This window comes from Paenibacillus mobilis (assembly GCF_058267595.1).
On sequence record NZ_JBZCMS010000001.1, the window covers coordinates 109,923 to 134,595 of the forward strand.

Sequence of the window (24,673 nt, forward strand, 5' to 3'; positions counted from 1 at the left end):
AATTAGAATTTATACCATTAGATAGTTGAGGGGAGACGCACCAGATGAGCAAAACGAAGTGGAATGTCGCTGTAGTAGGGGCGACGGGAGCCGTTGGAGAACAAATTTTAAAACTACTAGAGAAACGGGATTTTCCGGTTGATAAGCTTAAGCTGCTGTCCTCCGCCCGTTCAGCGGGAACTGCCGTAACCTTTAAGGGACAGGAAATTGTCGTTGAAGAAGCTCGTCCGGAAAGCTTTGAGGGCATTGACATTGCGTTGTTCAGCGCAGGCGGAGATGTTTCGAAAGAGCTGGCCCCTCATGCGGTCCGTCATGGCGCGGTGTGCATTGACAACACCAATGCCTTCCGGATGGATGAAAACACCCCGCTTGTTGTTCCTGAAGTCAACGCAGAGAAGATTTGGGAGCACAAGGGGATTATCGCCAATCCAAACTGCTCTACCATTCAAATGGTTGCGGCGCTTAAGCCGCTTTATGATAAGTATGGCATTGACCGCATCATCGTATCGACTTACCAGGCCGTATCCGGTGCAGGAGCGCGGGCGATTGACGAAATGCGTCGTCAAACCAAAGAAATTTTGGAAAACGGAGCAACTACTCCAGATATCCTGCCGGTAGGTTCGCTGCCGGTAAAACATCAGATCGCCTTTAACGCCATTCCGCAAATCGACAAGTTCCAGGATAATGGATACACGCTGGAAGAGATGAAAATGGTTCGGGAAACCAAGAAAATTTTCGGTGACGACACGGTTGAGGTAACCGCAACCTGCGTCCGGATTCCTGTCGTATACGGCCACTCCGAGTCCGTTTACGTGGAACTTAAGCAGGATTACGAGCTGGAGGAAGTAAAACAGCTGCTCGCAGACGCGCCGGGCGTGGTCCTGGTGGACGATCCGTCCTCCCAGGCTTACCCGCTTGCTTCCGAGGCTGCCGGCAAAAACGAGGTGTTTGTCGGACGCCTGCGCCGGGACCTGACGAACAGCCGTGCGCTTAATCTCTGGATCGTATCGGATAATCTCCTTAAAGGAGCCGCTTGGAACGCCGTTCAAATCGCCGAACAATTTGTAGCCAAATCTTAATTTGGGATGAACAAGACCGGCCGAGCAATCGGCCGTTCTTTTCTTAATAACGAAGATCCCTATAATCTATGAAAACTGAATAGAAGGTTTTACTTATTTTTGGAGGTTGGTTCCATGCGTGTTTTGGTACAAAAATTCGGCGGCACGTCGTTAGCTACACCGGAAGCCAGAGAACATGTGGTCAAACATATTGAAAGAGAACTGGCGGAAGGATACCGGCTTGTCGTTGTAGTCTCAGCCATGGGCCGCAAGGGGGACCCTTATGCAACGGACACGCTGCTGGGTCTGGCAGCGGCTAACGGCAATGCGCTCCCTGCCCGGGAGAAGGATTTATTGATGTGCTGCGGGGAGATCATTTCTGCCGCAACCTTGTGCAGCCTGCTGGAAGCCAAGTCGATCCCATCCGTTGTGCTGACCGGCGCTCAGGCCGGCTTCAGAACGGATGAGCATTTTGGCAGCGCCCGTATTCTGGACGTGGTTCCCGATCGCATCCTGAAGGAATTCGAAAGCAAAAACGTCGTGATTGTCACCGGATTCCAGGGAATAAGCGAAAACGGCGATTTTACGACGCTCGGCAGAGGCGGAAGCGACACTTCAGCGACGGCGTTAGGTGCGGCTTTGCGTGCTGAAATCGTCGATATTTATACGGACGTAAACGGTATTCTGACCGCGGATCCGCGGCTCGTTGAGGATGCCAAACCTTTGGCTTACGTCAGCTATGCCGAGATTTGCAATATGGCCCATCAAGGGGCGAAGGTAATTCATCCCCGCGCCGTGGAAATTGCGATGCAGGCCGGTGTGCCGGTTCGCGTAAGATCTACTTTCAGCGACGGGAAAGGAACGCTTGTCGCCAACCCTGAGGGCTTCAAGGATGTCCAGGCAGGCGTGGTGGACCGTTTTGTAACGGGAATTGCTTATGTCGGCAACGTGACCCAAATTGTGGTCGAATCCGGCGAAGGAAGCTACAAACTTCAGTTGCAGGTATTCAAAGCTATGGCAGAGAATGATATTAGTGTTGACTTTATTAACGTTACCCCAAGCGGCGTAGTTTATACCGTGTTTGATTACGAAGCCGACAGAGCGGTAGAGAAACTTAGAGAGCTGGGCTTTAATCCCAAAATTTCAAGCGGCTGTGCCAAGGTTTCCGTGATCGGCGGCGGGATTAACGGCGTTCCGGGGATCATGGCCAAAATCGTGGAGGCTCTTGCCGAAAAAGACATACAAATTTTGCAGTCTGCGGACTCGAACACCACGATCTGGGTGCTGGTTCATAAAGAAAACATGGTTCAGGCCTTGCGGGCGCTTCACAAAAAATTTGAGCTTCATATCTAAGCCCTGATTCATCATCCGGCAGCTTGGAAGTAAGTCAAATACAGATTAGGAGGACGAATTGTGGATTTCGGAAGATTAGTCACTGCGATGGTCACCCCGTTTGATCAAGATGGCCAGATTGATTGGGATCAGACCGCAAAGCTTATAGATTATTTAGTGGAAAACCAGAAATCCGACACGCTTGTGATCAGTGGAACCACGGGCGAATCGCCAACGCTGTCGACCGAGGAGAAACTGCTGTTGTTTGATTTTGCGGTCAAGCACGCTGCGGGCCGCTGCAAAATTATAGCGGGCACCGGCACCAATTCCACCGAAGCATCCATTAAGATGACGAAGGAAGCGGAAAAACTTGGCGTGGACGGTGCGCTTCTGGTGGTCCCTTACTACAATAAACCGAATCAGGAAGGTATGTTCCGGCATTTTGAGGCGATTGCGTCTTCAACGACCCTGCCGATCATGCTTTACAACGTTCCAAGCAGAACGGTAGCGAGCCTGAGCATGGAAACCATACTCCGTTTGGCTGAAATCCATAATATCGTTGCGGTAAAAGAATGCGCCCCGCTTGAGCAGGTGGCCAATGTGGCCGCTGCTGCCCCTTCCGGATTTCGGGTTTATTCGGGCGAAGATGCGGCTACTTTGCCGGCGCTTGCGGTCGGCGGATATGGGATCGTCAGCGTGGCTAGCCATCTTGCGGGCAAGGACATGAGAGAGATGATTGAAGCCTATTTGGGCGGCGAAGTGGCAAAAGCGGCAAAGCTGCATCAGAAGCTGCTGCCTCTTTTTAAAGGATTGTTTGAAGCCCCTCATCCGCTTCCGAATCCGGTGGCGGTCAAGTTTGCTTTAAATGAGCTGGGCATTTCCGTCGGCTCTGTCAGACTGCCTCTTGTTCCGGCAACGGAAGAAGAACAAATGTTTATCCGTTCGCTGATTTCTTAAGTAAGATCAATCTACAAGGACTAATTCCAGGTTCTGCTGTTAAAAACCGGTGCCCCCTGCGGGCATCGGTTTTTTTAATCTTGTAAGGGATAGCGCGTCTGGGTCTTGAGGGGGATGCGGAACGCCCGACTTGTTTTTTAACAAATTAATCATGTATAATGGGTTCAAGTGACTGGGTGCGGTATATTTTAGAAATTTAAATATAAGAACAAACTTCCAACAGAAAGTCTTACATGCGCATTGGGGCCGCCGGCAACGGAAGTTTATTCTTCAACTGCGTTTATGTTGTCTTTTAAAGGGAGTAAGTCCTTTTCTTATATCGTTTACAAAAAATATGACGTCCAAATTTTTAGGAGGGTTAGATCGTCTTGTCCAAAAAAAATAATAATGACAAACTAAGCATCTTCGCGCTTGGCGGCGTAGCCGAAATCGGGAAGAACATGTACGTAATTCAGTATGCAAATGACATCGTTGTCATTGATGCCGGCCTTAAATTCCCGGAAGAGGACATGCTCGGCATTGACATCGTCATTCCCGACATTTCTTATTTGACCGAGAACCGCGACAAGGTCAGAGGCATCGTGCTGACGCACGGCCACGAGGACCACATCGGTGGTTTGCCGTACGTACTGAAGAATTTGAACGTTCCGGTTTACGGAACAAAGCTGACACTCGGACTTGTTGAGAACAAATTAAAAGAAGCAAACCTGCTTGGGGAAACGAAACGTATCCTGATTGATGCGGATTCCGAAATCCAGCTTGGCAGCACGTTGAAAGCGACGTTTTTTGCTACTAACCATAGTATTCCGGATTCGGTTGGCGTATGCGTGGAAACTCCGGAAGGCAATGTGGTACACACCGGTGACTTTAAGTTTGACCATACCCCAGTGAACGGCCAGTTTGCGGACTTGCAGCGGATGGCTCAAATCGGAGCGCGCGGCGTATTGGCGCTGTTGTCCGACAGTACGAATGCAGAGAAACCAGGTTTTACGCCTTCGGAGAAAAATGTCGGAGTCGTGCTGGATGATATTTTCAGCAAAGCTGCCCAGCGTGTCGTTGTTGCCACTTTTGCTTCCAACGTGCACCGGATCCAGCAGGTTATGGATGCCGCTTACAACACGGGTCGTAAGGTAACCATCATCGGACGCAGCATGGTGAACGTGGTTGGCATTGCCTCTGATCTGGGTTACCTGGAAATTCCTGACGGCTTAATTATCGAGCCGGAAGAAGTGAACAAAATGGCCGCGGACCGCGTCGTTATTTTGTGCACGGGTTCCCAGGGAGAACCGATGTCCGCTTTGACCCGCATGGCTCGTTCGACACACCGGAAGGTAGATATTTTACCTGGTGATACCGTTATTATCGCCGCAACGCCGGTTCCGGGCAACGAGAAATATGTAGGCCGCACGATCGATGAATTGTTCCGTCTTGGCGCAAATGTAATATACAGCGGTTCCAATTCCGGGGTTCACGTTTCCGGGCACGGCAGCCAGGAAGAATTGAAGCTGATGCTCAACCTGATGAAACCGAAATATTTCATTCCGATTCACGGGGAATACCGGATGCTTCGCAGACATGCTTTACTCGGTGAGAGCGTAGGCGTGGAACATGACAACATTTTCCTGATCGATATCGGGGATGTCGTCGAAATTCAAAACGGAGCTGCCCGCAAGGCCGGGAAAGTACAGTCCGGCAACGTTCTTATCGACGGTTTGGGCGTAGGTGATGTAGGGAATATCGTCCTCCGTGACCGAAAACTGCTCAGCCAGGACGGCATTTTGGTTGTCGTGGTGACTTTAAGCAAGCAGGATGGCAAAATCGTTTCGGGACCGGACATCATTTCGAGAGGTTTCGTTTATGTTCGTGAATCTGAAGGCCTGCTGGATGAAGCGAACCGGATCGTCAGCAGCACGCTTGAGAGATTGATGAGCGAAAAAGTCAATGAATGGGCTTCGCTTAAAACGAATGTCAAAGATTCACTCGGCCGTTTCCTTTATGAGCAAACCCGCCGCAGACCGATGATTCTTCCAATCATTATGGAAGTGAATTAATGATCTGCTGCCAGAGTGATCTCAGATTTCATTCTGCATAACCAGCACGCATCAGCCTCTTCTCCACCTGTAAGCATTGGACGGCTTCGGGAGAGAAGGGGCTTTTCTATTTTAGCTTAGAAAGAGCCTCGCCCCACTTCGTGGGGTTATTTTGCATGCCTTGATAAGATTGTCGGCATACTAACCGGCAAAGAGAAACCGAAAGGATTGAGGACATGAGCGAACGTGCTTATACGCAAAATTCAGAAAATGAAACGCCCGAGCAGGCTCCTGCTCCCGCGCCGGCTGCTCCGGAGACAACCGGGGCCGGAAATGCAGCCGTCGAAGCCATTCAGCAGCTGGGGCAAACCTCCGTGCCGGTTGCAGAAACATCCAATATTTATTGCCTGACGATTATCGGCCAGATTGAGGGGCATATCATGTTGCCTCCGCAGAACAAAACGACAAAATATGAACACCTGATTCCTCAGCTCGTGGCAGCGGAACAGAATCCAAAAATTGAAGGAATTCTTGTCATGCTGAATACCGTGGGCGGAGATGTAGAGGCGGGACTTGCCATAGCCGAAATGATTTCTTCTCTGACCAAACCTACGGTTACGGTAGTGATCGGCGGCGGGCACAGCATCGGGGTTCCGATCGCGGTTTCCGCCGATTATTCGTTGATCGCGGAAAGCGCCACGATGACCATTCACCCGATCCGGATGACCGGTCTGGTCATCGGCGTTCCGCAAACCTTTGAATATATCGAAAAAATGCAGGAGCGGGTCGTCAAATTCGTAACCGGGCATTCTGCCATCACCGAACAGAAATTCAAAGAGCTGATGTTTAAAACCGGCGAATTAAACCGGGACATCGGAACGGCGGTCGGCGGATTTGATGCCGTGAAATATGGGCTTATCGACGGGGTAGGGGGAATCGGCGATGCTTTGCTGAAGCTGAATAGCCTGATCCAGGCCAAGAAAACGCTTGCGGCCCAAGGAGGGCTGACCCAATGAGCATTTATACGATTATGCCGGAAGAAGCTGTGTGGGAAAATTATGACTCTACTGAAAATTACATGGAGATGGAGGTCGGCGGTGTATTGATGCAGGTCCGTTTGGAAGCGGATCATCGGGCGACGATTGTTCGCCTGCTTCGCTGCGGTTTGGACGATTATTTGAACCCGGCTTATGCACCTGGACAGGAAATCGCCTTTATGCCTGTCCTGATGAAAAAGCAATAACGGCGCGGGATTCCTTCTAGGTTGCCTCCGGAGAATATGGTATAATATTCATCTGGAGGTGTTCCTGTGGCCGGTAAGAAACGCAAAAAGAAGAAAACAGCTTTAACCCGAACTTTAAAATATGAAATCTACGGGATCATCCTGATAACGCTGGCGATCATTGCCTTGTCGGGAGAAGCGGCGGTCGGCAGATCGTTGTCCAAAATGGCAGCCCTGCTGCTTGGCAAATTTTATTTCGTAATTCCGCTTGTCGGCATTTATGCCGGATTAACGGTGATGATTCACCGCCATTGGCCGAACAAATGGACTAGCAGAAAAAGCGGCATGGTCGTGGCCGTGTTGTCTTTTGCGCTGATGAGCACGATTTCCGCTATGGAGCTTAAACTTGCGCCCGTAGGCGCTTTGACACCAAGCAACATTTTTAACCAGACCCGCATCGATTTGCAGCAGGCTTTAAGCATGCCGGGTTATGGAGGCGCCGTTTCCATTTTTAAGCTGGATATCAGCGGCGGTTACATAGGTGCGGCCGAATTTGCGCTTCTTAGCCTGCTTTTTGGCCTGACAGGCAGCAAGCTGATTTTGATCGTCATGTTTGCAATCAGCTTTATGCTTATTACGAATCTGTCGTTTGTAGAACTGGGAAGGCTGATTCGTACAAGGGTGTTCCGTATCGGCGAAGTCATTTCCCGTAAATTGCGGATGTTCAGAGCTGTTCCGGCGGGTCAGAAGCGTAAAGCAAAACCTGCTGCGATTAAGGTGCCCTCTTCGGCCCCCGCCGGGGATGATGATCTTGACGACGATGACGAGGATTTCGTTCCGGCGTCCGAAGCTTTGACGGCTAAACCGAAAAAGCCGGTCTTTTTCCAACTGCTGGGCTTTAAGGGGAGCCAGGAAGAACAAGCTTCGCAGCTCTCTGAAGAAAGCTTCGAGGATGCCTTTGATGAAAACAGCTCGCCTGCCATTATAACCGGACCAGCCAGTCAGCCGGTGAATTGGAACGAGGTCGGCATAGGCATAGGGACGGCCGAGCGTCAGAATCCGGTGCCTGCGGCCGAGCTGAGTCCTCAGCAGGAAGAGGAGCGGGGACTTATTATCCGCGATTTCTTTGATCATATTCGCAAAGAAAACGGAGATGATGAGGACGAGGATGAGGGAATGGCTTATGGGGCGGGTCTGCATGCTCGGACTGCCGCTGAAAGCTCATTTGCCGGAGTAGCGGATCAGGACGAATCCGGTGATTCCGTATCCGGCGGCTTCGGCGAAGCAGAGGTTTTGCATAAGCACGATTCGCAGGATGAAGCGCAGGATCCCGACGACTTGGCAGATCCCTATGAGAGCCCGGATGGCGCATTGGGAGAGGCTGAAGCCGGAAATGCCGGCGGTGATCCTTCAGCCGCACAAACTGCTGCGGCAGAACCGCCGAAACCGAAGCCCAAACCGTATAAACTTCCGCCGTTCCGTCTGCTGGCCAGACCAAGCGCCGGCAATAAAGCCGGGGATCAGGCCGATTACATGAGTACGGCCCGTAAGCTGGAAGCGACGCTGGAAAGCTTCGGCGTCAGAGCCAGAGTGCTGGAGGTGGTAAGGGGACCGGCGGTCACCCGGTATGAAATTCAGCCGGATATCGGCGTCAAGGTCAGCCGAATCGTGAATTTGACCGATGACATCGCCCTCGCGCTTGCGGCCAAAGATATCCGGATGGAGGCTCCGATTCCGGGCAAATCGGCCATTGGCATCGAAGTGCCAAACAGCGAGGTATCCGTAGTCACAATGCGCGAGGTTATGGAAACGCCGACCTTCCAGGAGGCGGAATCCAAATTGTCCATCGCTTTCGGCCGGGATATTTCCGGACAGACGATTGTCGGCAACCTGGCGAAGATGCCCCATTTGCTGGTGGCGGGGGCGACAGGTTCGGGGAAATCGGTTTGTATCAACGGGATTATTACCAGCATCCTGTTTAAAGCTAAACCGGATGAAGTGAAATTTATGATGGTCGATCCGAAGATGGTGGAGCTTAACGTCTACAACGGAATTCCGCATTTGCTCGCACCGGTCGTTACCGACCCGAAACGGGCTTCCCTGGCGCTGAAGAAAATCGTCGTCGAGATGGAGAAACGTTACGAGAAGTTTTCCAAATCAGGCACCCGGAATATCGAAGGTTATAATAACCTGATGAAGGACAATCCGGACGCTCTCCTGCCTTACATTGTGGTTATCGTGGACGAGCTTGCGGATTTGATGATGGTCGCGGCAAATGACGTCGAGGATGCGATCGCCCGCCTGGCCCAGATGGCCCGGGCAGCCGGCATCCATTTGATCATAGCTACCCAGCGGCCGTCCGTTGACGTTATTACCGGGGTTATTAAAGCCAATATACCTTCCCGCATCGCATTTGGCGTATCCTCTCAGGTCGATTCGCGGACGATTCTTGACATGGCGGGCGCAGAGAAGCTGCTGGGCCGCGGCGATATGCTGTTTATGCCGATGGGGGCCTCGAAGCCGGTACGTGTCCAAGGCGCCTTTATGAGCGATCAGGAGGTAGAAACGATTGTCCATTACGTAAGCGAACAAGGCCAAGCGGAATATGATGAAAGCCTTGTTCCGGAAGTGGACGATACCCAGCAGGAACTGGAAGAGGTGCTGGACGAACTGTACGACCAGGCTGTTCAGATCATTTTGGAAGCCAAGCAGGCTTCCGTTTCCCTGCTGCAGCGCCGTATGCGGATCGGTTATACCCGGGCTGCACGGCTAATCGACTCTATGGAAGCCCGTGGGATTGTGGGGCCTTATGAAGGCAGCAAACCACGCGAGGTTCTTGTATCCGTAGAACAATATAACCAAAACCGGATCAGTTCCTGACTTGCCGGTGTAACCAAGCCGCTCAGCATTCACCTGCCGAGCGGCTTTTTGCTGAAACAAATAAAACCGCCGACTCCCCGCAAAACCTTCGAAACGAAAGCGCTGGCGCGGTTCCGGAATAAGCAGCATACCCCCGCATAGCGGGGGTATGCTGCTTGCTTTAGCTTTAAAATGATGCATAGGAAACGGAAGGGGTTGTCATACTAAAGTTACCCACACTTGGTTAAACCACAGAGAAAGGTAGAGCTAAAGCGTATGACAAACATGAAAAACTGGATTTCAGCCGGTTTGATGCTTACTCTCGTCGGCATGGTTTTGGGATCGTTATATTTCCATAAGCCCGCAAGCACCGCTGCGCAGGAAGGTCAGCCGGATTCCGGCCAGTCCAAACCCGCGTTCACTTCCCAGGTTATGCAGACGGGCGCCTATGGCCAGGATGTATACGAATTGCAAGGACGTTTAAAGTTTCTTGGTTTCTATAAAGGCGACCTGGACAGCCATTATGGGACAACCACCCGCGATGCCGTTTATACGTTTCAGAAAAAATTCGGCATGAAGCCGGACGGCATTGCCGGAGCCAAAACCAAGTTGAAGCTTTATAACGCTACAAAAAACTGGAAGCCTGAGGCCTCCTCTTATAATCCGAATCCGAATCAAGGCGCACCCGGCGGCCAGGCCGGCGGAGGGACAGCCAATCAAGGAGGAGGCGGGGGAGACGACGATACCGCATCGCTGGGATCGGCCAACGATTTAAACCTGACCGACAACGACCTGAAGATTATGGCGAATGCCGTCAACGGCGAAGCGCGGGGGGAACCTTTTGAAGGGCAGGTTGCCGTAGCAGCGGTGATCCTGAACCGTGTAAAGTCGCCAAGTTTTCCAAATACGGTTTCCGGCGTTATTTTTCAGCCGGGCGCGTTTACGGCAGTAGCGGACGGACAAATCTGGCTTACACCCAACGAATCTTCGAAAAAAGCCGTCCGGCAGGCTCTTAACGGATGGGACCCGTCCGGCGGATGTTTGTACTACTTCAACCCTGAAACCGCAACCTCAAAGTGGATTTGGAGCCGCCCTCAGGTGAAGACGATCGGGAAGCATATTTTCTGCATGTAGCCATGCTTGGACTGAAGCAGCCGGGAATTCCTCTTGGTTGCTTCTTTCCTGTTGATTGGTATAGAATGGAACTACATTTTCGGGGCCATATTGAATTTCAGTCTCTTGTAAAGGGGTTTTGACTCTTGACAACTACCTTGTTTGAACGGGGCCAAGTGAACCAAATGCGGATTCACGTGCTGCCCACCAAACGTTTCAAAACATTTGCCGTTTCGTTATACGCAGGGATTCCGCTTAAAGAAGAGCGGGTCACTCCCACGGCCTTGACACCTTTTGTGCTGCGCAGGGGAACGGCTTCTTACCCCGAAACCACGCTTTTCCGGGAGCAGCTGGAGCATATGTATGGAGCCGGCTTCGGCTTCGATGTTTATAAACGCGGAAATTACCAGATCGTAACGTTCCGCATGGATACCATCAATGATTCTTTTGTGAAATCCACGGATTCCCTGCTGGCGCAATCCTTTGCTTTTCTTGGCGAAGTCGTCACGAATCCGCTTACGGAAAACGGCGTTTTCCGGGCTTCCTATGTGAAAGCGGAGAAAGACAATGTGCGCAAAAAGCTGGAAGCGATCATTAACGACAAAGCCCGATATGCGGCCGAACGCTGCATGGAGGAAATGTTCAAAAACGACGTTTACCGCTTGAACCCGCTTGGCAGCCGGGAAAAACTGGAGTCCATCACCGAGCAAAACTTGTATGAATCCTATAAAGAGTGGCTGCAGCAGGCTCATTTGGACCTTTATGTGGTAGGGGATACCTCTTTGGAGGAAGTTTCCTCCCTGGTAGAAAAACATTTTAACCTGAATCGCTCCGCCTCTCCGGAATATGGCCATGAACAAGCAACGTTTGAACCAAGAGGCGTTAACAGCGTAACCGAACGGTTGAACGTAAACCAAGGCAAGCTGAACATGGGCCTCCGGACGCCGATTACTTACGGGGATGACCGTTATGCCTCCGCTTTGATGTACAGCGGCATTCTCGGCAGCTATCCGCATTCCAAGCTGTTTGTGAATGTGCGCGAGAAAGCCAGCCTGGCTTATTATGCCTCTTCCCGATACGACGGTCATAAAGGACTTGCGACCATTCAATCCGGCATTGAAATTCAGAATTATGAGAAAGCCCTTGGCATTATCAAAGAGCAGCTGGAGAGCCTTCGACAAGGAGAAATCAGCGAGCTCGAAATGAGCCAGACCAAAGCGATGATCCGCAACCAGCTGCGTGAAATGCAGGATTCGGCTTTCGAAATGATCGCTTATGATTTTAACCGTGTTTTGTCAGGCAAAGACCGTCCGGCGGAGCAACTGTTGTCCCAGGTGGAGGAGGTTTCCAAACAGGATATCGTGGACGCGGCCCAGACCTTCCATTTGGATACGATTTATTTCCTGACAGGCCAGAAGGAGGAATAACCGGTGGAGAAAATCACTTACGACAAGCTTCAGGAAACGCTCTATCATGAGAAAATGGAGAATGGGCTTGAGGTATACGTATTGCCGAAGCCGGGTTTTTCCAAAACCTACGCCACCTTCTCGACGAAATACGGTTCCATTGACAACCATTTTAAAGTGGAGGGACAGGAAGAAATCAAGGTTCCCGACGGTATTGCCCACTTTCTGGAACACAAAATGTTCGAGGAGCCGGAGGGCGACATTTTTTCTACGTTTGCTTCCAACGGAGCTTCCGCCAATGCTTTTACAAGCTTCAACCAGACGGTTTATCTGTTCTCCGCCACGGATCATGTTTACGAAAACATCGAAACGCTGGTGAATTTCGTTCAAAATCCTTATTTCACGGACCAGAATGTAGAGAAGGAAAAGGGCATCATCGGCCAAGAAATCAACATGTACCAGGACAATCCGGACTGGCGGGTTTATTTCGGCTTGATCGAAGCTTTTTATAAAATCCATCCGGTGCATATCGATATTGCCGGTACGGTAGAGTCCATCGGCACCATTACCAAGGAGACACTCTATACTTGCTACAACGCTTTTTACCATCCAAGCAATATGCTGCTGTTTGTGGTGGGAGGGGTGGACCCGGAGCAAGTGCTGACGCTGATCAGAGAGAACCAGGCGAAAAAGGATTATAAACCCCAGGGCCGCATCGAGCGGCTGTTCGATCAGGAACCGAATGCAGTGGCGGAAGCTAAAAAAGTCATCAAACTGCCGGTATCCCTTCCGAAATGCCTGTTTGGTTTCAAAGACAGCAAGGTGGGTTATTCGGGAGAAGAGCTGATCCGGCGGGATTTGATCACCAAGCTGATGCTGGATCTGTTGTTTGGCTCAAGCACCAAACTGTATCAAAAGCTTTATGATATGGAGCTTATTTCAGACAGCTTTGGTCATGAATATAACAGCGATGTCAATTATTCTTTTTCTGCGGTTGGAGGAGATACCCGAGATCCCGATCTGCTGATTTCGACCGTTAAAGAGGAAGTCGACAAGCTGGCGGCAAGCGGTTTTGAGCGTACGGATTTTGAACGGGCCGTGAAGAAAAAAATCGGCGGCCATTTGCGCATGCTGAATTCTCCCGAAAACATCGCTCATGAATTTACCCGTTACCGGTTCCGCGGCGGCGATTTGTTCTCCATTGTGCAGCTGTATGAGTCCGTTACTCTGGATGAAGTCAACGAACGTCTGCGCGAGCATGCCGACTGGGACCAGCTGGCGATCTCGCTTGTGGTGAGTCCGGAGTGAACGGAAGCGGGGGGGAGAAAGGGATCGGGGAAATGACCGTCCTTGTGACGGGCGGCAGCAGGGGAATCGGCGCAAAAATAGCCGAACGTTTTGCCGCGGTTGGCATGAACATCGTGATACATTACAGCAAATCGCATGAGGCGGCCAACGAAGTCGCCAGGCGCTGCATGGAGCTTGGAGCGAAGGTATTTACCGTCTCCGCGGACCTGCGGAAGAAAGACGAGATCGTCAGAATGCGCCAGAAGCTGGAGGATCACGGTTTGTATCCGGATATTCTCGTAAACAATGCGGGTATCGCCAAATACGGGATGCTGGCTGATGTTGCGGAGGAAGACTGGGACGAAGTGATGGATGTCAATTTGAAAGGCGTATTTTTGTGCAGCCAGGTCTTTATGCCTTATATGGTCAGCCAAAAATATGGACGTATTATCAACGTCAGCTCGATTTGGGGAATATCCGGCGCTTCCTGCGAAGTGGTCTATTCCGCCGCCAAGGGTGGGGTAAACGCCTTTACCAAAGCGTTGGCCAAAGAGCTGGCTCCGTCCGGGGTAACGGTTAATGCCGTTGCGCCAGGAGCGGTCCAGACGGATATGATGAGCGGCTTCTCGGCGGAGGAAATCAGGCAGCTGGAGGAAGAAATTCCAGCCGGCCGGCTGGCTACCGCCGAGGAGATTTCCTCGCTTGTTTATTTTCTGGCCCTGCCTGAATCGGGGTACATTACGGGACAAATTATTAGCCCGAACGGCGGCTGGCTTACTTGAGGCCGTCCCGGCGGATTGAACTGCAGGGGCACATTGTTAAAATTGTGCGGCCGTTTTATTTTACCAATGCCAAGCTTTGTTAAAGGACTGTATAAATAAGCTCCTATTATCACATATTACGGGTGTTGACCAATTCCATTCGCAAAGGTGATAGGAGGAGTAAAACATGTCTTCTGTACTGAATAATTTCGATTCCTGGAAAAAGTTCCTCGGAGAGCGCGTTAAACATGCTGAAAACACCGGCATGAGCGAAGATACGATCGCGAACCTGGCTTTTGAAATCGGGGGTTTCCTCGAAGATAAAGTCGACCCGCAAAATCCTTCCAACCGCGCGCTGAAAGAACTTTGGGAAGTCGGCGACGAAGAAGAGCGCAGAACCATCGCACGTTTGATGGTCAAACTTGCAAAGAAAAACGCATAACCGGCCGCTGTCTTCAATTATAAAGCGAATTTCCGCTTTCGTTCGGGCAAGGGTCCGAATCGTATACGGTCTGATATGCGGCGGAGAGCTCCCGAAAGGGAGCTTTTCGTATTTCTTTATTTTCCGTGCCACGCTTGCCTTTCAAAACCATTTTCTATATCATTAAAAATGATGTGTTGTTCGTGAAGATTGCTGACTTTGCTCGAATGGGAAGGAATACTGTCCGGAGATGTCGAATGATTCATGAAGAGGGAAAGGGTGGATGTTTTGGGAGAAAAAAGACAGTGGTATCTGGAATATACCATACATAACAATCGACCAGGCCTTTTGGGGGATATCGCCTCCATGCTCGGGATGCTTGAGGTCAACATTTTAACGATTAACGGTGTGGAGGGGAAAACCCGCGGCATGCTGCTCGAAACAGACGACGAACGGAAGATTGAACTGCTCGGCGAGATGCTTAAAACCGTCGGGAGCGTTACGGTTTCGGCACTGAGACATCCCAAGCTTGTCGATATTTTGGCTGTACGCCACGGCCGGTATATCGACCGCGATTCGGACGATTTGAAAACTTTCCGTTTTACGCGCGATGAGCTTGGGTTGCTTGTAGACTTTTTGGGTGAATTATTTAAAAGGGAAGGACATCAGGTCATCGGTCTGCGCGGCATGCCGAGGGTAGGCAAAACGGAATCGATTATTGCCGGCAGCGTATGTGCGATGAAGCATTGGACCTTTGTCTCCTCGACTCTGCTGCGCCAGACGGTCCGCAGCCAGCTTTCCGAAGAAGAACTTAATCCGTCCAATGTGTTTATCATTGACGGGATTGTGAGTACTTTGCGTTCCAATGAGAAACACCATCAGCTGTTGCAGACAATCATGTCCATGCCGTCGACGAAGGTAGTGGAGCATCCGGACGTGTTCATGAAGGAATCCGATTACAGTTATGACGATTTTGACATTATTATCGAATTGCGAAACAATCCGGACGAGGAAATCGTTTATGATACGTTTGTTACCATTTATAACGAAGAAATTTGATGAAGATTATCAAGTTTCAGCCATATTAAAAGCAGGAGGTGATGGTTATGTCAGATTTAGGCCAGCAACTAAAGGAAGCGCGTTTGGCACGCGGCTTATCGCTGGATGATGTACAAGAAATGACAAAAATCCGCAAACGATATTTGGAGGCCATCGAGGCCGGTGATTATAAAGTTCTTCCAGGCAGCTTTTACGTTAGGGCTTTTATCAAAACCTACGCGGAAGCTGTAGGCGTAAGTTCGGATGAACTGCTTACCGAACATCAGAAAACCGTGCCGGCAGCGGATCCGGAACCGGTGATGGAGCCCGTGCTTCAGCGCAGAAGAACGAAATCAGCATCGGAAGGCAACCCCAAATGGCTGTCCACCGTTCTGATGTGGTCCTTTTTGGTCATTATCGTTGCGGTCATTTATTTAGTTGTTATTAACAACAAAGGCGACGGCAATCAGACGGCGGACCCGACTCCGGTTACCAGCGATGAACTGGATCCTAGCGCGGCGGCAGGAGGCACGCCTTCGGCGAGCCCCGATCCGTCTGCTCCGGCAAGCAGCGATGTTTCATCGGCTCCCCCAGCTTCGTCTTCGCTTGATCCTTCTTCCTCGGATGCGGACGGAAATCCTGACAGCTCTGCTCCTCCTGCAACCGATGGTGTGATTGTGACTCAAGACGGTAAAGCAGGCAGCGCGCTGCAGTTTAACGTTCAAAGCCCTGAAGGGGCTTCAGTACCGGTTGAAATTACGGCGAGCGGAGGCCGCAGCTGGGTGGAGGTCCGCAAAGGCGATAAAAACGGCGAAAAGCTGTATTATCAAACGATGGAAGACGGGCAATCTTTTAGCGGTAATTTGGACAGCGAGGGCATGTTCATCAAGTCCGGCGCTGCCCCTTACACGACCATAACGGTTGGCGGCCAGCCGGTGGTGGATGACCGCAACACGGCCAGAATTCAGCTGAACCTGGTTGCTCCAGGAGACGCCGGCACGCCGGATGCAAATAATACGGCAGACAATGCCGGAGATGGCAGCGGCAACGAATCTTCCGCACCTTAAACTCTTTTAAGCTTCGAATAACGCTTTTCTTCACTGGAAAGAATAACATTGCTACCGCCTTGGATCAGCCGGTAATGTTATTCCTTGGATGAAGAGAGGTGTTAATCGTGACGACAAGCTGGATTGTGGCGGGGATCGGGATCATCGTATCCTTGATCGGTTATTACCTCACACCCAATGCCTGGGGTTATGGGATTTTAGGATTCGGGTTGGCTCATATCGTACTCGGAATTCTGAACATGTTCAGAACTCCGGCCAGAAGCACGCGTTGAGACCGAATGCAGGATAAGCAGGCGCTTTTTCTAAGCAGAAAAGGCGTCTGTTTTGTTTTTTTTGCGGAAAAAATTTGTTAGGTTCTTCGGGAAAATGGACTTGCCCCGCAGATTTTTCTATAATAGATAACACCATAACAGAGAAAAGGAAAGTGATTCCATGGCTTCAGAAAGCTCATTCGACATTGTTTCTAAATTCGATATGCAGGAGCTCAGCAACGCGATTAACCAGACGGAGCGCGAAATCGATAACCGTTTTGATTTTAAGAACAGCAAAAGCAGCTTGTCGCTGGAAAAGGATGCGCTTGTCATCGCTTCGGACGACGAATACAAGCTTGGAGCGGTTATCGACATTTTACAGTCCAAAATGATTAAACGCAGCTTGCCCATTAAAAATTTGGATTATGGCAAGGTGGAACCGGCCTCCATGGGGACCGTCCGTCAGCGAATCAAGCTGAAGCAAGGCATCGAACAGGATGCAGCCAAAAAAATCAATACGCTCATCCGCGACTCGAAGCTAAAGGTTAAAAGCCAGATCCAGGGGGATTCGATCCGAGTCACCGGGAAAAGCAAAGATGACCTTCAGGCGGTAATGACGCTGCTCCGAAATGCCGATATTCCATTGGACCTGCAATTTACGAATTTTAAGTAATGAGGGTTTAAACTCATTTTTTAAGCCGTTTTTCCTCAGCCTGGTGTTTTTTGACTCTCATTTTGCCGTATATTATACTTGGTAAGGTATATTTGGCTAATTTTAGTCCGCACCAATGGGGGAGACAGGATGAACGGTTTACATGAGAGAGACAAAAGGACAAGCAAAATCCGGAACTTTAACAGGGAGGATGAGTTGTGAATTTACCTAATAAAATAACGATGTCCCGGATTTTTTTGATTCCGCTGATGCTGGTGTTTCTGCTGATCGACGAAAAAAGCTTCGGAATCCTGCAATGGGGAACCTACAGCCTGCCGGTCAATCAGCTGATTGCCGCACTGCTGTTTATTTTGGCGGCGAGCACAGACGGCATTGACGGTTATTTGGCACGCAAAAACAATATGGTGACCAATCTGGGCAAATTGCTGGACCCGCTGGCTGATAAACTGCTGGTTGCGGCGGTTCTGATTTCGCTTACCGCGATGGACAAATGCAGCGCCTGGATTTCCGTGATCATCATCAGCCGGGAGTTCGCCGTAACGGGGCTCAGGGAGGTTGCTTTGCTGGAAGGTTCAGTCATTGCGGCAAGCAAATGGGGAAAAGCCAAAACCATCACGCAAATTATCGCGATCAGCGCTTTATTATTGAATAATTTCCCTTTTGAATGGATGAATATTCCTTTTGACGACATCGCGATTTGGCTTGCTGCGATTATTACCATTTACTCCGGCATAGACTATTTTGTGAAGAATAAAAGCATACTTTCTTTATCCAAAATTTAAATTCATCTTCACCACTTGCAGCGAAGGGATTGACGCAGATGAAAGCCGAAATTATCGCAGTAGGAACCGAGCTTCTGCTTGGTCAAATTGTAAATACCAACGCCCAGTATTTATCCCAGGAGTTGGCGGCTCTCGGAATTGACGTTTATTTTCAGACCGTTGTTGGCGATAATATGGACCGTCTTCAGCAGGCTATCCACACGGCTCAAGGCAGAGCGGATATTCTTCTTTTTACGGGAGGACTCGGCCCCACTCAGGATGATTTAACCAAAGACGCGCTTGCGGCGGTGCTTGGACGTTCTTTGCATATCGACCGGCTGGCGATGGACCATGTCGAGCAATTTTTTAAAGACCGTGCCCGTCCGATGACGGAAAACAACAAACGCCAGGCTTTATCCATTGACGGAGCGACACCTCTTCCGAATTCAACAGGTCTTGCGATCGGGAACGCTTTGTCCGAGAACGGCAAACATTACATACTTCTGCCCGGTCCGCCTAAAGAGCTGGTTCCGATGTTTGAAGAACAGGTCAAGAACTGGATTTTGCAGCAGGTGCTCACGGAAGAGAAACCTCTTTATTCCAGAATGCTTAAGTTTGCCGGAATCGGCGAGTCGGCGCTCGAAACGGAATTATTAGATCTTATTGAAGGCCAAAGCGATCCGACCCTAGCTCCTTATGCAAAAGAAAGCGAAGTGACGGTCCGCATTTCGACCAAAGCTTCTTCCGTTTTGGAAGCCGCGGAGAAATTGGACGCCATGGAAGCTCAAATTCGTTCACGACTGCCTGAGAATCTTTATGCGAGCGAAGATGTGCCGATTGAAAAAGTGATCGTGGATCTGCTTACGGAATTGGGTCTGACGGTAGCCATCGCGGAAAGCTGCACGGGCGGCTTGCTGATGGGCAATTTGACTTCCATTCCGGGATGCGCAACGGTGTTCAAAGGGGGAATCGTCTGTTACTCCAACGACATGAAGGAGAAACTCTTGAATGTGCCCCATGACCTGCTTGAAGGAGAAAATGCGCCGGGAGCAGTGAGCAAGGAAACGGCTGAAGTGCTGGCCGAGCAGGTCCGCATGGTGATGGATGCCGACTTTGGATTGTCCGTCACAGGCGTAGCCGGGCCCGCCTTCTCCGAACGCAAACCCGTCGGGCTTGTTTATCTCGGTTTATCCGAACGGGGCGGGGAGACGACAACCTTTGAATTGCACTTGAAGGGCAACCGCGATACGATCCGGGTTCGATCGGCGAAATCCGTGTTATATCAATTGTGGCTTAAGCTTAATGAAAAAACTAAGGGCTGATGCTGGAAACGTCCGGCTTTGCAAGGCGCCGTTTTTTTCTTTATAATGGTTTTAGCGGAAGAACCGCAGCAACTGTTTAAATTGCTGCGGTTCTTTTTTTTAGGGATTCAGGAAAAATCTTGCTGTTTAGGCGTTTCGGAAGGGGAGTGGCTGGAGACTTCAAAAAAACGAATGTATGTTCGAAAAATGCTTGGCAAACGCTCTGAAACAAGGTATAATTTATTGTAGGAAGAACAGTTAAGTATTTTATCTCATTAAGGATGTGAGCTGATTGTCAGATCGTCGTGCAGCGTTGGAAATGGCGCTTCGTCAAATAGAAAAACAATTCGGTAAAGGTTCCATTATGAAACTGGGAGAATCCACTCATATGCAAGTGGAGATCGTCCCAAGCGGATCTTTGGCTTTAGATATTGCACTCGGCACAGGCGGATTTCCGCGCGGCCGTATTATTGAAGTGTATGGACCGGAATCCTCCGGTAAAACAACGGTAGCCCTGCATGCGATTGCAGAGGTTCAAAAAATCGGCGGACAAGCTGCTTTTATTGATGCGGAGCATGCGCTTGATCCTTCTTACGCCAATAAACTTGGCGTTAATATTGATGAATTGCTGCTTTCCCAGCCGGACACCGGCGAGCAGGCTTTGGAGATTGCCGAAGCTCTCGTGCGCAGCGGCGCGGTAGACATTATCGTCATTGACTCCGTTGCGGCATTGGTGCCTAAAGCGGAAATCGAAGGGGAAATGGGCGATTCCCACGTAGGTCTGCAAGCGAGACTGATGTCTCAAGCGCTGCGTAAATTGTCCGGTGCGATCAGCAAATCGAAAACGATCGCGATCTTTATTAACCAGCTTCGCGAGAAAGTTGGCGTGATGTTCGGTAACCCTGAAACAACGCCGGGCGGCCGCGCCTTGAAGTTCTACTCCACCGTCCGTCTGGATGTGCGCCGGGTAGAAACGATTAAAATGGGCAATGACATGGTGGGTAACCGTACCCGCATTAAAGTCGTTAAGAACAAAGTGGCTCCTCCGTTTAAACAAGCAGAGGTTGATATTATGTACGGCGAAGGGATTTCAAAAGAAGGCAGCATCGTCGATATCGGCGTAGAGCTGGATATCGTCGACAAAAGTGGTGCCTGGTACTCTTATGCAGGCGAACGTTTGGGCCAAGGCCGTGAAAATGCGAAGCAATTTTTGAAAGAACATAAAGAAATTGCTGACGCTATTGAACTTAAAGTTCGTGAAGCAAGCAGCTTGACCACGGTTGTACCGGCTTCTTCTGCAGAAGAAGAGGAAGCGGATAAATTGGAAGAACAGGCGCTTTTTGAAGCCGAATAACAATCGTGAATTTTGCGATCTAGCGCTCTGCGATATCTCAGAGCGCTTTTTTGCATGAAATCGTAAGAAATGCCAAAGTTATAAATAAAGGCAGGGTAGCTGCGGAAGCTCCATTCAGGCGCATCTGCTCCCTGCCGACAGAATTTCACGCAGGGAGAGGATCCGATGCCGGAACAGCATGAAGAAACATTCACGGACGCGCTGGCTTCTTTTCCGGAGCATCAGCAGCTTGAAATTACCAGCGTGAAGCAGCTGCAAGGCTGGAAAAATAAACAGAGGTACCAAATCTGCTTTATGGAACACTGCCTGGAGGTACACGAAAACACGATGATCAAGTTCCGGATGCTGAAAGGCGGCCGTTTCTCCCGGACGGAACTTGAAGAAATCGTTCAGGCGGATGAGAAGCAGCAGGCCTATGCGGCCGGTCTGGCCTTTTTGGGACGCAAACCCCGTACCGCATATGAAATGGTTGTCCGGCTGAAAGAAAAAGGCTTTGGAGAATCCATTGCCAAGCAAACGATGGAACGTCTGGAGCGGGAGGGTTATCTCGATGATGCCCGGTACGCGGCGGAATGGGCACAGCAGCGCTTGGAGGGCAAAGGCAAGGGGAAGATGTGGATCAGGCAGGAACTACTCCAGAAAGGCGTTTCCAAGCCTCGTATCGAGGCAGCCCTGGAACAGGTGGATGAAGAAACCGAATTTGAAAGCGCAAAAAAGCTGGCGGAAAAGCGTTGGCAGCGTTTGGACGGGGAGCCTGCCGAACGAAAGCGCAAGGTCGGCGCATTTCTGATGCGCCGGGGTTTCAAGGGAAGCCTTGTGTCTAAAGTCATAAGAAATTTGGGAGAGTTTGACACGTGGGAAGAAAATGAGGATGAATTTTTCTGAAAATCCACTGAATCTGCGGCCCGGCTACTTGTCACAGCTTGACAATTTCTTTCGCGAAATAATAAAATGAACAAGAATCCTATAGACATTTTTCTTTCCAAAATGTAATTTCTATAATGATTCCTATCGTATGCATCCTGCATTTACCAATCTTCCGCAGGATGTGGCCGAACAGCACATGGGCAGCATGTGCGACTTACCGAATCGTCTTATGTTTCGATTCTTTGTATGAGAAGACTAAAGGGAAAAGTAATTTGACAACTGCACTCTCCCAAGGAATGCCTTGGAGAAAACAACGGGGAGGTGAAAGACATGCCAATATGGCTTTCGATCATTCTCGTTGTCGCCGCATTATTCTTTGGGTTCGGGATCGGATATTTTATCCGCAAATCTCTTGCAGAAGCTAAAATTTCCAGTGCAGAACAGGCCGCACTCCAGATTGTGGATAATGCGAAGAAAGAAGCAGAAGCACTGAAGAAAGAAACGGTTTTGGAGGCCAAGGATGAAATCCACAAGCTCCGGACCGAAGCTGATAAGGACATTCGTGAACGTCGGAATGAAGCCCAACGACAGGAAAGACGATTGTTGCAAAAAGAAGAGTCGCTGGATAAGAAAATTGAATCATTAGAACGCAAAGAAGAACAGATGGCCGGCAAGGAGAAACGTATTGAAGAGACCCAACAGCAGATTGAACTGCTGTACAAGAAACAGGTAGCCGAGCTTGAACGGATTTCCAACCTCACGATGGAGGATGCCCGCAGCATTATCCTGAACAACGTGGAGCAGGAGGTTCGTCATGAAACCGCTCAGATGATCAAAGATATTGAGCAGCAGGCGAAAGAAGAAGCGGACAAGAAATCCCGAGAAATCATCACGCTGGCTATTCAGCGCTGCGCAGCGGATCATGTAGCCGAAACTACGGTATCGGTGGTAACGCTGCCTAACGAGGAAATGAAAGGCCGGATCATTGGCCGCGAAGGCCGCAACATCAGGGCTCTTGAAACGCTGACCGGTATTGATCTTATCATTGATGATACGCCTGAAGCGGTTATTTTGTCCGGTTTTGACCCCATCCGCCGGGAAATCGCGCGCAATGCTCTTGAAAAGCTGGTTGCGGACGGACGTATCCATCCGGCCCGCATCGAAGAGATGGTGGAGAAATCCCGCCGCGAAGTGGACGAACGGATTCGGGAATACGGCGAACAAGCTACTTTCGAGGTTGGTGTTCACGGCCTGCATCCGGATTTGATCAAAATTCTGGGCCGCCTGAAATTCCGGACAAGCTACGGTCAGAATGTGCTTAAGCATTCGATGGAGGTCGCTTATCTGGCTGGACTGATGGCCGGAGAGCTGGGCGAAGACATCGTTCTTGCCAAACGTGCGGGTCTCCTGCACGATATCGGCAAAGCACTTGACCACGAAGTGGAAGGTTCGCACGTTGAAATCGGCGTTGAACTGGCCAAGAAATACAAAGAGCATCCTGTGGTCATTAACAGTATTGCTTCCCACCACGGGGACGAGGAAGCAACCTCTGTGATTGCAATGCTCGTAGGAGCTGCTGACGCCTTGTCCGCAGCCCGTCCTGGAGCCCGCCGCGAAACGCTTGAAACTTATATCCGGCGGCTTGAGAAATTGGAGGAAATTTCCGAATCGTTTGAAGGCGTCGAGAAATCCTATGCCATCCAGGCCGGCCGCGAGGTGCGGGTTATGGTGCAGCCGGATAAAATCGATGACGCTGAAAGCTTCCGTCTTGCGCGCGACATCACGAAGACGATTGAAAATGAACTGGATTATCCGGGACATATTAAAGTCACCGTTATTCGCGAAACACGGGCGGTTGAATACGCCAAGTAAAGGAAATTGCCCAGGCGGCCCTTCAGGGCCGCCTTTTTCTTTTTTTATCACAGAAAGATTAATGGAAAACAATTAGAGGGGGATTTAACGTTGAAGGTGCTGTTTATCGGAGACATCGTGGGCCAAACCGGCCGTAAGGCACTTAAAGAAACGCTGCCTCAGCTTAAAAGCAAATATAACCCGGACATCATTATAGCGAATGGGGAAAATGCGGCTTCAGGCCGGGGAATTACCGCAGCCATCGCCAAGGAATTTTTTGAGTGGGGCATTCATGGCCTTACGATGGGCAACCATACCTGGGATAACAAGGAGATTTTTGAGTTTATCGACGATGAACCCAGAATGATCAGACCGGCCAACTATCCTCCAGGCACACCCGGAAAAGGGCATACGATCATTAAAAATGGCAGCAAAGAGCTCGCGCTCGTCAATCTGATGGGCCGTACCTTCCTGCCGCCTTTGGACTGTCCGTTCCGCGCAGCCGATGAAATCGTGGATCAGTTGAAGAAGAAACACAAGTTTATTTTCGTTGACTTCCATGCCGAAGCAACATCGGAAAAAATCGCGATGGGCTGGCATTTGGACGGCCGTGCATCGGTGGTCGTAGGCACGCATACCCACGTCCAAAGCAACGATGATATCGTTTTGCCGGAAGGAACGGCTTATATTACCGATGTCGGGATGGTCGGTTCGCGGGAAGGCATTTTGGGGATGGAGCGTGAAGCGGTGCTCCGTAAGTTTAAAACCCAGCTCCCCGTACGGTTCCAGGTATGCAATGGCAAATGGCATTTCCATGCCGTCGTCGTTGATCTGGACGATCAAACCGGAAAAGCGAAGTCGATCCGCAAAATTCGTTTGCTTGAAGACGAGTGGACAATGGACTAAGCCAAAGGTTCCAGACGCGCCTAAGAGAAGGGGTATAGGTGCTGAGACTCTTTTTTTTCTGGCTGCTTCCAAAAAGAAGGAATTAATCCTGATCTCCCGAATATGATCTAACAGATCATCTGTCAAGGTAGTGGAAACCAAACTATTAATCACAGGGA

22 protein-coding genes are annotated in these 24,673 nt (G+C 50.2%); all 22 read left to right on the forward strand.

The window, feature by feature from the left end; all coding sequences use genetic code 11:
- The first annotated feature begins 44 nt into the window (after positions 1 to 44).
- The 22 genes from AC3ZPD_RS00585 (at position 45) to AC3ZPD_RS00690 (ending at position 24,515) form a co-directional block, all read left to right on the forward strand.
- On the forward strand, positions 45 to 1,079 hold the full coding sequence (locus AC3ZPD_RS00585) for an aspartate-semialdehyde dehydrogenase (RefSeq protein WP_490982323.1): 1,035 nt from the start codon (positions 45 to 47) through the stop codon (positions 1,077 to 1,079).
- A gap of 114 nt (positions 1,080 to 1,193) precedes the next feature.
- Positions 1,194 to 2,411 carry an aspartate kinase gene (gene dapG / locus AC3ZPD_RS00590; RefSeq protein WP_490982324.1) on the forward strand — a complete coding sequence of 406 codons (1,218 nt, stop codon included), beginning with the start codon at positions 1,194 to 1,196 and terminating at the stop codon, positions 2,409 to 2,411.
- 57 nt (positions 2,412 to 2,468) lie between these two features.
- Entirely contained in the window at positions 2,469 to 3,347 is an 879-nt protein-coding gene (dapA, locus tag AC3ZPD_RS00595) for a 4-hydroxy-tetrahydrodipicolinate synthase (RefSeq protein WP_490982807.1), read from the forward strand.
- Between the two features lie 368 nt (positions 3,348 to 3,715).
- Positions 3,716 to 5,398 (forward strand): ribonuclease J, encoded by a 1,683-nt coding sequence (locus AC3ZPD_RS00600; RefSeq protein WP_490982325.1) that lies wholly within the window; start codon positions 3,716 to 3,718, stop codon positions 5,396 to 5,398.
- Between the two features lie 215 nt (positions 5,399 to 5,613).
- Positions 5,614 to 6,393, forward strand: a complete 780-nt coding sequence (locus tag AC3ZPD_RS00605) for a ClpP family protease (RefSeq protein WP_490982326.1) — start codon at positions 5,614 to 5,616, stop codon at positions 6,391 to 6,393.
- The gene (locus AC3ZPD_RS00610) at positions 6,390 to 6,620 is read left to right on the forward strand and encodes a YlzJ-like family protein (RefSeq protein ID WP_490982327.1); all 231 of its coding nucleotides are present in this window, start codon (positions 6,390 to 6,392) and stop codon (positions 6,618 to 6,620) included. The genes AC3ZPD_RS00605 and AC3ZPD_RS00610 overlap by 4 nt, the downstream gene beginning before the upstream one ends.
- Before the next feature lie 66 nt (positions 6,621 to 6,686).
- On the forward strand, positions 6,687 to 9,479 hold the full coding sequence (locus tag AC3ZPD_RS00615) for an FtsK/SpoIIIE family DNA translocase (RefSeq protein WP_490982328.1): 2,793 nt from the start codon (positions 6,687 to 6,689) through the stop codon (positions 9,477 to 9,479).
- Between the two features lie 255 nt (positions 9,480 to 9,734).
- A complete protein-coding gene (gene sleB / locus AC3ZPD_RS00620) occupies positions 9,735 to 10,592 on the forward strand; it encodes a spore cortex-lytic enzyme (RefSeq protein WP_490982329.1) in 858 nt (285 codons plus the stop codon).
- 125 nt (positions 10,593 to 10,717) lie between these two features.
- Positions 10,718 to 11,998, forward strand: a complete 1,281-nt coding sequence (gene yfmF / locus AC3ZPD_RS00625) for an EF-P 5-aminopentanol modification-associated protein YfmF (protein ID WP_490982330.1) — start codon at positions 10,718 to 10,720, stop codon at positions 11,996 to 11,998.
- 3 nt (positions 11,999 to 12,001) lie between these two features.
- Entirely contained in the window at positions 12,002 to 13,285 is a 1,284-nt protein-coding gene (yfmH, locus tag AC3ZPD_RS00630) for an EF-P 5-aminopentanol modification-associated protein YfmH (protein ID WP_490982331.1), read from the forward strand.
- Positions 13,282 to 14,046, forward strand: a complete 765-nt coding sequence (ymfI, locus tag AC3ZPD_RS00635) for an elongation factor P 5-aminopentanone reductase (protein ID WP_490982332.1) — start codon at positions 13,282 to 13,284, stop codon at positions 14,044 to 14,046. The genes yfmH and ymfI overlap by 4 nt, the downstream gene beginning before the upstream one ends.
- Before the next feature lie 166 nt (positions 14,047 to 14,212).
- The gene (locus AC3ZPD_RS00640) at positions 14,213 to 14,467 is read left to right on the forward strand and encodes a DUF3243 domain-containing protein (protein WP_490982333.1); all 255 of its coding nucleotides are present in this window, start codon (positions 14,213 to 14,215) and stop codon (positions 14,465 to 14,467) included.
- Between the two features lie 243 nt (positions 14,468 to 14,710).
- Positions 14,711 to 15,505, forward strand: a complete 795-nt coding sequence (locus AC3ZPD_RS00645) for a DUF3388 domain-containing protein (protein WP_490982334.1) — start codon at positions 14,711 to 14,713, stop codon at positions 15,503 to 15,505.
- A 47-nt stretch (positions 15,506 to 15,552) separates the two neighbouring features.
- A complete protein-coding gene (locus tag AC3ZPD_RS00650; RefSeq protein ID WP_490982335.1) occupies positions 15,553 to 16,551 on the forward strand; it encodes a RodZ domain-containing protein in 999 nt (332 codons plus the stop codon).
- Positions 16,552 to 16,658: 107 nt separating this feature from the next.
- Entirely contained in the window at positions 16,659 to 16,823 is a 165-nt protein-coding gene (locus AC3ZPD_RS00655; RefSeq protein ID WP_490982336.1) for a hypothetical protein, read from the forward strand.
- 160 nt (positions 16,824 to 16,983) lie between these two features.
- Positions 16,984 to 17,475 carry a YajQ family cyclic di-GMP-binding protein gene (locus AC3ZPD_RS00660; protein ID WP_490982337.1) on the forward strand — a complete coding sequence of 164 codons (492 nt, stop codon included), beginning with the start codon at positions 16,984 to 16,986 and terminating at the stop codon, positions 17,473 to 17,475.
- A 197-nt stretch (positions 17,476 to 17,672) separates the two neighbouring features.
- The gene (gene pgsA, locus AC3ZPD_RS00665) at positions 17,673 to 18,257 is read left to right on the forward strand and encodes a CDP-diacylglycerol--glycerol-3-phosphate 3-phosphatidyltransferase (protein WP_490982338.1); all 585 of its coding nucleotides are present in this window, start codon (positions 17,673 to 17,675) and stop codon (positions 18,255 to 18,257) included.
- A 38-nt stretch (positions 18,258 to 18,295) separates the two neighbouring features.
- The gene (locus AC3ZPD_RS00670; protein ID WP_490982339.1) at positions 18,296 to 19,558 is read left to right on the forward strand and encodes a competence/damage-inducible protein A; all 1,263 of its coding nucleotides are present in this window, start codon (positions 18,296 to 18,298) and stop codon (positions 19,556 to 19,558) included.
- A gap of 271 nt (positions 19,559 to 19,829) precedes the next feature.
- Positions 19,830 to 20,891 (forward strand): recombinase RecA, encoded by a 1,062-nt coding sequence (recA, locus tag AC3ZPD_RS00675; RefSeq protein WP_490982340.1) that lies wholly within the window; start codon positions 19,830 to 19,832, stop codon positions 20,889 to 20,891.
- A gap of 165 nt (positions 20,892 to 21,056) precedes the next feature.
- The gene (locus tag AC3ZPD_RS00680; protein ID WP_490982341.1) at positions 21,057 to 21,776 is read left to right on the forward strand and encodes a regulatory protein RecX; all 720 of its coding nucleotides are present in this window, start codon (positions 21,057 to 21,059) and stop codon (positions 21,774 to 21,776) included.
- A gap of 312 nt (positions 21,777 to 22,088) precedes the next feature.
- The gene (rny, locus tag AC3ZPD_RS00685; protein ID WP_490982342.1) at positions 22,089 to 23,630 is read left to right on the forward strand and encodes a ribonuclease Y; all 1,542 of its coding nucleotides are present in this window, start codon (positions 22,089 to 22,091) and stop codon (positions 23,628 to 23,630) included.
- Positions 23,631 to 23,720: 90 nt separating this feature from the next.
- Complete coding sequence (locus AC3ZPD_RS00690; protein WP_490982343.1) at positions 23,721 to 24,515, forward strand: TIGR00282 family metallophosphoesterase; 795 nt, start codon at positions 23,721 to 23,723, stop codon at positions 24,513 to 24,515.
- Positions 24,516 to 24,673: the final 158 nt, after the last annotated feature.